Raw genomic sequence first — 12,739 nt, 5'->3', positions numbered from 1 at the left:
ACGAATTGATAGTTTATAAATGACAAGCCAAGCAAGGTAGAGCATCATCTTCCTCATCCAAAACTGAATCTAGTACCTGAGCAAGAGACTGCTTCTTCCAGGCTGATTCTTTTTGTTTCCTAGCAATTGATCTCTCATGTTGAGCAATAATCTCATCTTTACGCTCAAGTAGTTCCAGTAATGTCTCGCCTTCATTCCATGTGTATTGTCTGCCATCCTTGTGTTCCTGCTCATACTTAAGTGCCTCAGCAAATTTATCTGGATGTTCTTCTGCCAACATCACCCATTCATATTTACGCTGGAAGAAACAGAAAAAACAACCAGATCTGCTCCGCCAGCGGTAGTAGTCTGGCAGTCCAATTCCGGTATCTTCAAGTAAACCAATGATATCTGCTTTAACCAACCCTCGTTCCTTAAATGGAAAGACAGGTTTGATATTTTTCTTAGTGGATATATACCCATCACGATTTTCGTCTGCCCGGATGCCAACATAGCTGATGGCTTCATCATTACCTACAAATTGCTCCAGAGGCTTAATCTTCATTTGCACCGTACACCAGCGCATATTGGGTGAAGGAAGTGTCCCTCCATAGACATCAAGCCAATGATCGAACCCCCGCTCTGCTGCGAGGTAATGGATTTTGATGCCAAGACGCGCCTTGATCCGATCGAGATATTCGTAGGTTTCTGGCAGTTCTTTGTGCGTGTCGCAGAAGAAATATTCCATCTGTGGAATTTCTTTGTGCAGCAAAACCGCCAAGGCTGTGCTGTCCTTGCCTCCCGATAGGCCCAAAATATGTCTCACTGGTTTTTCACTCATACTCTTGATTTTGACGCACTGAGAGCATCAAAGCAATACCCTCCAGAACCCGCATCAAGCGATCTCACCGCCAACCATTGGCTAAATAGGCGTTATTTTTCAGAACCTACTTCCGTTATTTTTAGAGTTATAACAGCTAAAAGCATTGTAAATTCGTAACAAACCTCGGAATAATTGGCTCAATGCCCGAATTAAGTTCCGCTATTTTCCGAAAGCGATTCCCTTATTTTGAAGCAAGCAGAACTCCACTCCTCCACCAGTGTCTAATTGCGGACTCTTGCCCCAGAACCCACCCAAACCGGATAGATCAAACCACCAGCAGTCCATTCTTGCAGCCATTCGCGGGTCGTCTTGTCCGAAACCCCCAACCAGGACGCAACATCTGAAATGCCGATAACACAGGGGTTTTCGACTCCATCCAAAACTCTTGCCAAAAGTCGCGTGAGGAGTTGTTGAGAGAGACGTAGCAATTCTTCCTAGGGTTGGGCATCAGGAGAAGCGCCTTGATAAAGAGACTTAGGTTTAGCTTGCCAGTTCATCGGTCGCACGTGCCATCGTCTCCACGAAGTAAAGCAGCCAGGGTGTGTGATCAGGATGGTGGCGACCTTCGTAAAAATTCATCCGTAGCCTCATGCCTCATATGCAAAGAACGGTAGTAGCAGCCGCGATCGGCATTAAAATACTTGTCAAAGGAGAAAAGCTCCCGCATTCGGTAGCCGAAACGGCACACTTCAGCAGTAGCCAACAGCCGTCCCCTGCGACCGTTCCCGTCATTAAATGGGTGGATGCTGAGAAAGAGGCAGGTGTCGTATCAAGTGGCAGAGATAAGACCTCGATGACAGCACGCGCACTCTCGATGACTCTCAAATGCCTCATTAGTTCATGATTGTATGAGAAGCGGGGAACAAAACTCATGGACTAATAGCATATGACAAATTAGGCATGGCTTGTTTCTTGCCCAGACTCTCGATTTTTATGTTTTCCCCGAATCTGAGCAACATTCTCCTGAGACACTACACCTAAAATTTCTTCCGCCAGCTTGGCAACTACAGCTTGCCGTATTTGAGAGTTGTCAGGCAGTTTTGCAAGAATATCCTTAACTAAATGGTCAACTTGGTCTTGGCAATCGCGGTCAATTCCAACCATCTGATGAATTTCTTGACCATCAGGACGAGTGACTGTAATTCTACGGGCATCAAAACCCGCACCTTTGGCAACAACCTCCTTCTGTAAAGCTTCCAAGTTTTTGAAGCGCCTGGAAATGCCACTCAAATTAATCGCAAACTTAGTAACATCCTCATCTGTCCAAGACTCAGCGGGTTTATCAGCTACAATCATCACTAGAGCTTCTAACCACTCCTTATCCGCTGCGGTTTCATCTGCTGCTGCTACTGTGAAACTATGAAGAGTTCTTTCAATAGATTGTCCCATTAGATGAGAGGAACGAACCCGTAAATCTTCCCGCAGCTTTGCTTCGCTGCTGCGAACAGCGAACGCATCGTGGAGAAGGTTTTGACATTCTCTCAATAATTCATCATAGGCTGTCTGAATCTCGCGGAGCGCTTGAACCAACTTTTTGCGTAGGGTTTTAGCTGTTGTGCCATCGTCAGCCTTATCAGTACCAATAGGCGGCAACTTGCAGGCTTGGGGTAAGGCTGTAAATAGGAGTTCATCTGGTTCGGGTGCCTGCTGTAAGGTTTGCAAAACAGCTAGTGCTTCCGAACTGAGGCGTTTAGTTTTCTTAGTGTAAGCGGGCAGCTTTTTAACAAACTGGAACAACGGTCTAACTACCGTCAGCAGGGTGGTATTTCTAATTCCCGGTGGCATTTGAGAGTTGGGCGATCGCAATATCGCTTCCAGTTCTTTGAAGACTTGTGATCGCACTCCCACCACTTCAAAATATTTAACTGCAAACCGGGAATGGTCTTTAACCAACAACTCAAAATGTTCGGCTCCCAAAACCGGGATAAACGTGCCGTCTTTGTATACGCCAACATCGTCAATGTGGTACAACAAAACAGCCACTAGCAGCACCGGAATTACACCCTGTTTGACTCCAACTGGCGGTGCTTCCAATTGCTTATAAAGATTGTCTAAAGTCTGCTGTTTGTCCTTGGCAAAAAGACAGAACTCCTCAATTACCTGCCATCCAGTCAACATACCGGAGTCTTCATGAGGTGGAAAAAATCCCCAGTCTCCATCTTCCGACCTGTGAATACCTGTCTTCTCCAGTACAGAAAAATACATACTGATTTCAGGGCCATATCCCTGCAAACCCAGTCGTTCTTCCTCGCTCGTTTCAAGCATTGCTTCAATCAATTCCCGTCTGGCTTTAGTACCTTGAGAAGTTAATTCACGGCGATTAATTAACTCATTCCACAGGATAATACCTTGACTATAAACCTGATCGCAGACATCCGAAAGCTTACCGTTTAAAGCTGTAACGTGGCTGATTGTTTCTTGTTTTCCCTGTATCCAACAGCAGCTCTTTGGATCGGCCACATCAAAAGCTTGTGAGAGTGTTTCATCTAACAATTGTTCTGCTTGAACCAACCGATATCGAACTTCTTTCCTTGCTACCCCATCAGTTTGCAACTCAGGGGCACTGGTTTGAATTTTTTTCAGCGCTGCAAATTCCCTCGCTCTGCTTCGCAGTAAATCTAGTTTTGCAGCACGCAACACAATCAGCGGAGTCCCATCAGCCGCAGTTGATGGTACGTCAGTTGGGCTAGCTTCATCCACCCAATACCCCACCAAACCATCGCCGCCATTGCTGGCACAGCGCAGTTTTTTTAAGTCTTCTAAACCATCAAGATACCTGCGCTCAAAGTAACGCAGGGTACCTGTTTTATAGCTGTGACGCTGAGCAACCAAGGGTGTGAGGGGACGGATGGCAGAAAGAAGATTGACTAAGGGAGAGCGCTCTTGTTCGAGATATTTTGTTAGTTCAATATCGACATTAAAGTCCGACCCTTCCCAAATCCGCAGCTCGTCCTGTTGTCGCCGATGATTGACAATACCCTTCTGTATAAGATTTTCAATTACTTGTTGCCAGTAACCCAAGTTAGTCTCCGAAGGACTGTCGCACATCGCTAGCGACACCAAAGTACGAGTTGCCATCACCGCACCTGTAGTAGTCACGAGGTTTAAAATCCCAATCGCTTTTAAAACTCGCAGACTATCAGTATCTTTACGTTTAGCATCGTCAATTAAATTCTGAATTTCTACCCACCGCTGGAGATTGGGTCGTGAAGCTAAACCCATCCCCACCGCTTCGATGAAATAGTCGTAGACTCTATCCAACTTCAGCGTCGGCAGAGACTCTTTTCCCCTTTCGGGCAAGCAATCTACAACCGCAGTTTCTTCTAAAAAATTCCTAAAAGAATAGGGTTCAGCGCTAGTGAGAAATGTAAATAACGATCGGTCATTTTGGGCATAGCGAGTGCAGAGAATTGGCAACACCAACGCTACGATGGGATGCAACGGGTAGACCTCATCCAGCAAGTTGAGTGTAAAATCATCCTTGATATCACTTGGCAAATCCTCCAACCATTCTGCTGCTTGGCTATTGATGGCAGAGAGAATTGCTTCTGCATTAGAGCGATTGATTGCTTGACCAATCAATCGCATCATCTGTGCTGGAGAATCATTAAACGATATATGCTCAAATCTTCCCTCAATCTTCGCCCATTCGTTGCGCTGTACAGAGGCTAATCTTTCGCCATAATCGGTAAATGCTTGGTGCAACAGACCTATTATATAAATCTGATAACCGTTCTTTCTTGACAGTTCAGCGAGTTGCTGCAACAGATATAAGTCTTCAGCGCCTTGGTTTTGGACAGCAAATTCTAAATTTTTGCCCAGTTCGTCAATAATTAGCAGCATATCTGTTTTCGCAGATGCGACTACTTCCTGCACTAAGTTGAGGATTTTCCGACTGTCTACTGTCCCTCCTGTTGCAACAAGTCCTGCAATATCTACCAGTTTTTTAGCTACGTCTAACTTATTTCGATCTTGAGGTGACCAAAAAACGTTTGCTCCTTGTTCTAAAGCACGCACAATCGTATGCGACAGCGGTTCCCGCTGTGCTGTAGCTGCTGCTCGAAACAACCCCCCGCTCGGTATCTTCTCTGTAAGAGCGAGGTACTCAGAACTATCCAATCCTAATGGTTCTGATGCAATTTCTAGCGCCTTTTGGCGCATCTGACTGCTTTGGGGAGCACACAGAGATGCCAAAAAATGGGCAAAGGCAGATTTTCCCGTACCGTAGACGCTAGTTAAAGTCCAAGCGCTCCTGGATTGCTTTTCAGTTAATCCACCTAAGATACGTTTGAGGGCATTGACTGACCTCTCAGTTGGGATATATCCCAGCAAAGCGTCGATTTTTTCTAAATCCCGCTCGATGTTGATGGAACGAGAGTAGCGACGATTGAGACTGAAGTATTGAGATAACGGTTTATTCATCGTTTTAGTCTCGCGTATCGTCTCCCTTTGTAATACTTGTCTAGGATATCAAGAGCTAGCTTCTCTGGATCGTCCGTAAAGGAAAATTGAATTAAACCAGCCGATTCAGACAATGTGATTAAGTCCCACTGTCTTGCCACCTGTTCAATTGCGTCGCAGATAGCACTCTGGGAAAGCTTAAATGCCATACCAGGGCTGCCTATATCGTAGAGGAGGCGAGAGATTGCTATAGTCCTTGACCCGCGACCAACCCAGCTAGCATATTCTAAGCAGGCTGAAACGACTATCTCTGCTGGTAAATTCCTCTTGGGACCAACTCGGAATGTGTAGTGTCTGGAGTCTCCGGCTGTGTGAATGATGTCCAGTTCGGTAAAGGGACAATCCAGGCTGTCCTCACTTACACTGGTTTTGGGAGTTTTTTGTTCCACATACATTCGCAAAATACAGGTGACATCCTTTTTCAGGGAGGACTCGGCGATGCGAGGAGCCACACTATCTCTGTAATCACATAAAGCATTGAATAATTCGTCTTGGGAAAATTCCACTGCCCGAAAAACGTTGAACGTAAAATGCCAAGCTGTTGCCAAACAGGGCGGTTTGAGTAGGTTCCAGTGCAGTAACCATAGCGTTGCAGGGTCTTCACTGAAGGGGTCCCAACCATCATCTTTTAAGAGGCGATCGCCATTCTCTGAGGAGGCATTATCTACTAATATTTTGAAGGCATTGCACCAGTAGCGAATGGCATTCACCATGTTTTTTCCAACACCTAGCCGTACAGGGGCATCTTCCCGCAAGAATACTTCTGAATTTTGTTTGGCTGCATCAAAACCCTTTTTAAGCCAGCCAAACCGAGGATGAAAAGTCTCGTGTCTGGCAAAGACCGGATTCTCACTATACGTTGGATTTAGGGCACTAAATATGTCTTGGTCAGGCTGTTTCACTGTGATGTCTGCTTAGGTTGGTACTCGCGAGCGTTTTCTGTCACCAGTTTTGTTGTAGATATAGACTAAAACATACACCAAAATTAGGATAGAAACACATTCACCTTGACTCAGCCGATACAATTTTGGGGACAGTCTACGGTTTCATGGACATTGAGAGTGCTTCCACCCCAGCAGATTCAGGCTAACGACCTAACGCTGATCAATAGTCCTTTTATAGCCTAACGGCTGAGCTAGATGATATCAGGTCATCGCAGCTTCAAGCAGATTCAAAAGTATTTTAATGTCGAAACAGCTCAAATTCGAGGTGCTGTCTCTGCTTTATGGGGCTGGGCTCCTTCTCAGGCAGGAAAATTAAACCATTCCTGCACCCTCGTAATCAATACACTTTGATTTTCCGCACGGCAAGGCGTTACTACCCACATTCCGTCGGTCAATCAGGAAAAGAGATAAGTTTGGCAGCCGTTTTGGGTGGTGTGTAGTTTCTTTTGAGGGACTTGCATCAAGCAGATATAATGTTTGACTTGTGAAGGGTGGAGGAGACAATTATTAAGTAAACTTACATTTGAGGTGCTTTTGAAGGTGAATTGCATTTAATTTGGCTTGAAGTTTTGGTGGATTTGCCTTTAAAGCAATCTCCAAAAAATCCTGATTGTGGTCTGAATAATTATGATTCGGACTTCCTACAGCTACGTAGAAATTTGTGGATAGCTGTAACTAAATATAGCAGTCCAAACTGCATATAAAACCAATTGAAGTTTTGTTAGGCTTAAAACTTGTTGGTTAAGTTCCGGTAGGATGAAAAAGCGATCGCCACCCTCCGAGTACAGCGATCGCACAATATCCAGAGAATCCTACCCCTAGACCTCCCTTAATCCCTCTTCCAACAGCATCCGCACAATATCCACTTTCTTGCGCCCTGTCTTTGCCGCCAACATCGACAGTTTACGGTGCAGAGTTTCGGACATATCCACAGTAAACCTGACCGTAGCTTCTTTATCGGGTGCTTGCAGTTTACTCATAAGGCTAGGCTCCTTTGATTGAATAGGTACAGGTTCTGGTGCCAATGCTTCCGGCTGCGGTGGTGTTGCGGGCAATGCAGCTTCTGGTGTTAGCGATGCTGCGAGCGTTACTGCTGGCGATACAAGCTCTGGTGGTGTTGGTGATGCAGCTTCGTTGTTTGTACCGAAAACAAATTCTTCCATCGCGCTACCAAGTGGTTTGCGTTTCTTGGTACTCATTTCAACACTCCCATGATTTCCTTAAACAGTCGGCTGTACTCTTTACCAGAATCTTTGGCAGGTTGACCGCCCAAATCCCACACAGTAGCTGCTTGACCCGAGGAATCAGCAATCACTTGTTTTTGGTGAACGACTGATTTGAGCACTTTGATGGTGGGTGTAAGTTTTCCTAACAACTCCATTGCTTCAGTTTTGAGCTTTGTCCCCTTCACTGCCCGACTCAAAAACATTACTGCTTGGGGCGGGCCCTGTCTTACTGATTGAGCTTGTTTGATGAGTCTCACCGCATCGGCGGCTGATTGTACGTCGATACCGCTCGGTTGAACTGGCACCACCGCTAAGTCAGCTCTCATCAAGATTGCCCTGGTTGCTTCACTCAAACCAGCAGGGCCATCCACTACCAGGTAGTCAACGGTAGCAGCTAAGTCAGTCAACTGGTCTAAGAGGTCATCCGGGCTTTGAAGTACCTGAGTGGGGATGCTCGGCTCCATTCTGCTGCACCACTGGGAACTAGAGCGCTGAGCATCGGCATCCACTATCAACACTTGCTTGCCCTGCTGCACGAGCCAATGGGCGTAATGTACGGCTGTCGTGCTTTTGGCACATCCGCCTTTCTGATTTACGAAAGCCACAATTGCTACCCTAACTACTTACTGCATTATTTACTGCATTACTGCATTACTGAAATACTTATTAATACAGCAATATAGCATTTGTTTGGGCATCGGCTGCTAAAACAGGGTTGCATTGCTATGGGAGCCAATCAACTCCTTCTAGGTAGCCGTGTTTCTCCAACCTGCTAGCTTGCTATTTAATTACTTACTGCATTACTGCATTACTGCATTACTGAAGTAAATAAACAAGAGTAATTGGTAATGAGTGAGAAGCACCTGTGGCACGACGTTGTAAGCTTGCAGAGTAGGGAAGACGAGCAAGTGCAGGAGTAGCGACAATGAGGCAAGGTTATCGGGGATGGACGATCGCTCTGATGTTGGTAGGGATTCTTAGTGGCTGCAACTTGACTGAGCCATCGCCACCGTCTCGACTTCCTCAAATTGGTCGCGAGAAACCGAGGGTTCAACGTCCAACGCCCAAACCAAGCACCAGAGAACCCATCAGCTCAGGCATAAATAACCGCAACTTACTTCTGGGCAATCCCAGCAATGCAGCTCCCAGTGTTGCCAGCATTGACAACTACTTGATGGTGAAACCGCAGTACGTGCTCTCTTACAACAGCAAAACAAAGGCCGCCAACTGGGTTTCATGGCAGCTCAATAAATCTTGGATTGGAGCAGCCGATCGCCAAGACAACTTCCGCCCTGACGATTCCCTCCCCGCGACTTGGTACAAAGTGCGACCAACAGATTACACGGGAAGTGGCTATGACCGGGGACACATTACACCCAGTGCCGATCGCACCCGCAACGAAGCCGATAACAGCAGCACATTCCTGATGACCAACATGATGCCTCAAGTGCCAGAACTCAACCGAGGTTTGTGGAGTGATCTGGAAGATTACTGCCGAGATTTGGTGCAGCAGGGGAAGGAACTTTACATCGTAGCCGGGCCCGTGGGAAGGAAAGGCAGCATTGGCAGAAAGGAGAAGATTGCAGTGCCGGCAAAGAATTGGAAAGTTATCGCGGTACTCGACAGACAAGGGTTGGGGATGCAGGGAATTACGGCAAACACCAGGACGATCGCTGTAATGATGCCCAACGATGCCAGCGTCAAGGGCAGGGGATGGAAAAGCTTTCGAGTTTCCGTGGCAAGAGTTGAGCGCGAAACGGGGCTGAATTTCTTGTCGAACGTACCCTTACAGGTTCAGCAGGTGATTGAGAGCAAAGTGGACAGCCAATAAGGATTGCTCGATAAACGAATGCTTATTGAATTTTTTAGCGGTCAAAGTGTCTCAGCTAAGCACTCCCCAATTACGCTGTAGAAACCAGGGCGATTGCTTTACATCCCATGTAATAAATTCGATGGGGTCAAAAGACTCTTCGGTAGATTGCATCTGAATAATCTGCTCTGGAAGTAAGCTAAGTACATGGTTCCGCGTGTCGCTTTCATAATCCCAAAAATGGTAGCGCTCTAAATTGTCTTTAGCGCGACGGCTTGGTCCAAAGTCCATCGGAGCGCACATTCTAATTAGCTGTCCTCTATCCTGTTTGCTGAAAAATGTAAGTTTTAGCTTTTTCTTAGAGTGAATTGCTGTAACAAATGTTTGATGATCTGAGTGCATAATTGTTTTATACCAATTCACTATGAAGGTACACTAAATGTAGGCTAAAAGTAGAGGAAATGCAATATGGCCAACAAATTTAAGGTAGAAATCCAGGAAACAGTTGAGGAACTAGAGCATCGACTCCAACGGGCTATAACCTCCGTAAGTAAAGAAAAATTACTGCTATTATACTGGATTGCCACCAAAAGAATCAAAACAAGAGAAGAATTAGCCACGATGCTGAAGCGAGACGAATCAACAATATATCGTTGGTTAAGAGCTTACAAACAAGGTGGAATTACCTCATTACTCACAGTTAAAAAAGCTCCCGGGAAGACTCCACATATACCACCCTCCGTGAGAGAAAAACTAATCAAAAAACTGCAAGAACCAGAGGGGGAAACAAGTTATGGCAAATTACAGATATGGCTCGAAAAAGAATGCGGGATCAAAGTGAGCTATAAAGTCGTACATGACCTAGTTCATTATAAATTAAAAGCTTACCTCAAAGTGCCAAGACCCCAAAGCAATAAGGTGAACGAAGTTGCACAGACAAACTTCAAAAAAAAACTGTGGGAGATTATCAAAGTAATGATTAAATATTTCGGAACAGGACAGCCTGTAAGGATATGGTGTCAGGACGAGAGTAGATTTGGATTGATTACTATGCAGGGCAGGATGATTACATTGAAGGGGATAAAACCCGTCGGCAAAAAGCTCTCTTAAGCGAGGAAACTTCTATGTTTATGGAGTTGTAGAGCCATCAACAGGTGAACAATATTATCAAGAATTTTCTCAACTCAATCACAACTGCTTTCAAGACTTTTTAAATGGATTTTCTCAAAAATACTCAGAGTATTTCAATCTAATTATCATGGATAATGGTAGCTTTCATAAAGCTCTGTTATTAGATTGGCATGACCATGTAATGCCAATATATTTACCTGCCTATAGTCCTGAATTGAATCCGATTGAAAGATTGTGGGAACATACAAAAAAAGACCTCAAGTGGGAAAACTATTCGAGTTTAGATAAACTCAAATAACAGGTAGATATAATTATCAAATCTCTCACGAATGAAGAAGTTTTATCTCTCTGTGGTTGGGACTATATCCTTGAAGCTATATTAAGTGCAGGTTCATAGTGAATTGGTATTACTATTTATGTTGTAATGGCAAAGCGTAAGCTTTCTCAAGTATCGTCTAGTTTTTTTTAATTGCCCAATTTAATACAGATTTAGAAAATCGCGAACTAAACAGGTAGGTGTAAGAGATAAAGCTGAGGTGAGCTATCTTTTAAGGCAATTCTGAGCGATAATTGCACCATTCAATCAATCCGCGACGCAAAAAGAAATGGCTCTGGCACTCCTTTTTTCGCCAAACTGAAGGGTGAAGTGTAATAGTACCGTCATTATGTTCTTTCAGATGCCACATAGGCCGACCTTCTGGCATCAAACTCATGTGCAGCGTTGCAGAACAACCACAAGGGCAAAGCATGGCCGCATACCAAAGATAATTCCCTTCCCCCGCTATATAGACGCAGTTTGGGTGCAAACGGTCTGGCAATTCCTCAACCATGACGGTTCTTTTTGGAATCGGTTGCCCGAACAGCCGCCGCTTGAGCGTTCGCAAAAAGTACCGGAACTGCTTCATACTCCCACCTCTACTTCGCTCAATTCGGGATTGTCGAGGAGCGGCATAACGTTACCCCTCCCCACGTTTTTAACCAAACTGGGGCAAGATTCTTGCTCTCGGTCTGAGCAAATTCGAGCTTGGCTGAAGCTGATCGTATAAGACGCATACTCAGAATTCGGCTCATCTCTGTAAGGATGCAATCGCGCCAGCAATTCCAGTACCGCCAACGATGCACAGTTCATATTGACGCTGATGACGGCAGGACGGTTATCGTCTGGCAGCCCGACGATGTAATTTAACTTTTTCTGCTGTTCGTACTGCAATGGATTTGTCCTTTTCATACCAGCAGCCCGCACTTGCTCTAGAGAGAACATTCCCCGACCCCAAAGACTCGATCTTCCCGGCTGGAGATATTGCACGCCCCCGCAAATCTGCTCAATTCCCCCTTTACCATCGGCAACGAGCTTCACGCCTACATCGAAGTAGGGAAGCACGTAAAATGTAGCCAAACGGTTTAACAGCCACCGACCGTCGATGCTGTCCATGCAGCCAAAGACAACATCGCAGTCGGCGATCGCCTTGACAACTTTTGGATTGAAAAGGCTTTCTGGGAAAGTTATGACTTCAGTCCCTAGCCCCATGCGTTCGATGTTGCGTCGGGCTACATCAACCTTAAGGGCAAGGCATTGTGTATCTCGCATAGTTGCACCCGCAATGCGGTTGAGGTTTTTTTCCTCAACTCGGTCAGGGTCAACGAGTACCAAGGCACCAACTCCATATCGTCCGAGTTGTTCGATTACCCACGAGCCGGTACCAGAACATCCAACAACCGCAATTTTTAATCTTCTGAGCTGTGCAAAAGTAGCTTCACCAAAAGCTTGTGCAGTTCGACGCGCAAATTCCGGCACCTGTTCGGAGCTGTCTGCGGCATACCAAAATGACAGATCATCACCAACAACTTTAACGGCGAACAAAGGTTCAAATTCCCCAGAAGGGCTAACGGTTCGACCAACGATACGTCCTGATGGCAGCATGATGGCACTGGCGTGAGGGCAGTCGTCTTCCATCCAGCCGTAGATGGACGGGAAAAGCTGGCGGTCAGCCTCGTCGTCAATGTCAGAATGGTGAGGAAAATTCTCAGGGTGTCCGTGAATTTTGACAATTCCCATGTCACGCTTGGCAGCTTCGCAAAGAAGCGGTATCAGGATATCAGTTGACCAACTCACCCTGTCAGGAGTACGAAGGGAACAGTATTCGTAAGGGACTGGCACAATTTTGTGGATTAACAAGCGATGCGTGCCATTTCCAGCAACACGACCGCAAAGCGCGATAGCAACTGCTTCTTGACCGTCACCAGGGAACAAATGCGCTTTTAGTTGCTCCATTTGGGCGGCCGTCAAACTTAGAGATGTTTTCAT

Annotated in this window: 11 protein-coding genes and 1 pseudogene; 3 read left to right on the top strand and 9 right to left on the bottom strand. The window is 45.7% G+C overall.

Going from position 1 to position 12,739, the window contains the following annotated elements; translation table 11 throughout:
• Nucleotides 1–13: 13 nt before the first annotated feature.
• The 7 genes from QUB16_RS03315 to QUB16_RS03285 form a co-directional block, all read right to left on the bottom strand.
• Nucleotides 14–820, bottom strand: coding sequence for a phosphoadenosine phosphosulfate reductase family protein (locus QUB16_RS03315; RefSeq protein WP_333314001.1), 807 nt, complete (start codon nt 818–820; stop codon nt 14–16).
• A gap of 263 nt (nt 821–1,083) precedes the next feature.
• Nucleotides 1,084–1,290: a hypothetical protein gene (locus QUB16_RS03310; RefSeq protein WP_333314000.1), complete on the bottom strand. Its 207-nt coding sequence runs from the start codon at nt 1,288–1,290 to the stop codon at nt 1,084–1,086.
• A gap of 119 nt (nt 1,291–1,409) precedes the next feature.
• Nucleotides 1,410–1,607: a hypothetical protein gene (locus tag QUB16_RS33465; RefSeq protein ID WP_445251092.1), complete on the bottom strand. Its 198-nt coding sequence runs from the start codon at nt 1,605–1,607 to the stop codon at nt 1,410–1,412.
• A 149-nt stretch (nt 1,608–1,756) separates the two neighbouring features.
• Nucleotides 1,757–5,284 (bottom strand): hypothetical protein, encoded by a 3,528-nt coding sequence (locus tag QUB16_RS03300; protein WP_333313998.1) that lies wholly within the window; start codon nt 5,282–5,284, stop codon nt 1,757–1,759.
• Complete coding sequence (locus tag QUB16_RS03295; protein ID WP_333313997.1) at nt 5,281–6,225, bottom strand: DUF4007 family protein; 945 nt, start codon at nt 6,223–6,225, stop codon at nt 5,281–5,283. Before QUB16_RS03295 ends, QUB16_RS03300 begins: the two co-directional genes overlap by 4 nt.
• An 860-nt stretch (nt 6,226–7,085) precedes the next feature.
• Nucleotides 7,086–7,466 carry a hypothetical protein gene (locus QUB16_RS03290; protein WP_333313995.1) on the bottom strand — a complete coding sequence of 127 codons (381 nt, stop codon included), beginning with the start codon at nt 7,464–7,466 and terminating at the stop codon, nt 7,086–7,088.
• Nucleotides 7,463–8,098 carry an AAA family ATPase gene (locus QUB16_RS03285; protein ID WP_333313993.1) on the bottom strand — a complete coding sequence of 212 codons (636 nt, stop codon included), beginning with the start codon at nt 8,096–8,098 and terminating at the stop codon, nt 7,463–7,465. The genes QUB16_RS03290 and QUB16_RS03285 overlap by 4 nt, the downstream gene beginning before the upstream one ends.
• A gap of 320 nt (nt 8,099–8,418) precedes the next feature.
• On the opposite strand from QUB16_RS03285, the gene QUB16_RS03280 reads away from it, so the two are divergent.
• From QUB16_RS03280 to QUB16_RS33460, 3 genes and pseudogenes are all read left to right on the top strand, one after another.
• Nucleotides 8,419–9,324 (top strand): DNA/RNA non-specific endonuclease, encoded by a 906-nt coding sequence (locus QUB16_RS03280; protein WP_333313991.1) that lies wholly within the window; start codon nt 8,419–8,421, stop codon nt 9,322–9,324.
• A gap of 447 nt (nt 9,325–9,771) precedes the next feature.
• Nucleotides 9,772–10,413 (top strand): IS630 family transposase, encoded by a 642-nt coding sequence (locus tag QUB16_RS03275; protein ID WP_333313990.1) that lies wholly within the window; start codon nt 9,772–9,774, stop codon nt 10,411–10,413.
• Nucleotides 10,414–10,456: 43 nt separating this feature from the next.
• Nucleotides 10,457–10,732: pseudogene (locus tag QUB16_RS33460) on the top strand (transposase); the annotation flags it as partial.
• A 250-nt stretch (nt 10,733–10,982) separates the two neighbouring features.
• Here the strand turns inward: QUB16_RS33460 and QUB16_RS03270 are convergent.
• Together QUB16_RS03270 and QUB16_RS03265 are read right to left on the bottom strand one after the other, a co-directional pair.
• The gene (locus QUB16_RS03270; RefSeq protein ID WP_333313988.1) at nt 10,983–11,339 is read right to left on the bottom strand and encodes a DUF6527 family protein; all 357 of its coding nucleotides are present in this window, start codon (nt 11,337–11,339) and stop codon (nt 10,983–10,985) included.
• Nucleotides 11,336–12,739: a ThiF family adenylyltransferase gene (locus QUB16_RS03265; protein ID WP_333313986.1), complete on the bottom strand. Its 1,404-nt coding sequence runs from the start codon at nt 12,737–12,739 to the stop codon at nt 11,336–11,338. Before QUB16_RS03265 ends, QUB16_RS03270 begins: the two co-directional genes overlap by 4 nt.

This window comes from Microcoleus sp. D3_18a_C4 (assembly GCF_036702415.1).
Lineage (GTDB): Bacteria > Cyanobacteriota > Cyanobacteriia > Cyanobacteriales > Microcoleaceae > Microcoleus.
This window is presented reverse-complemented; position numbering and strand designations above follow the sequence as displayed.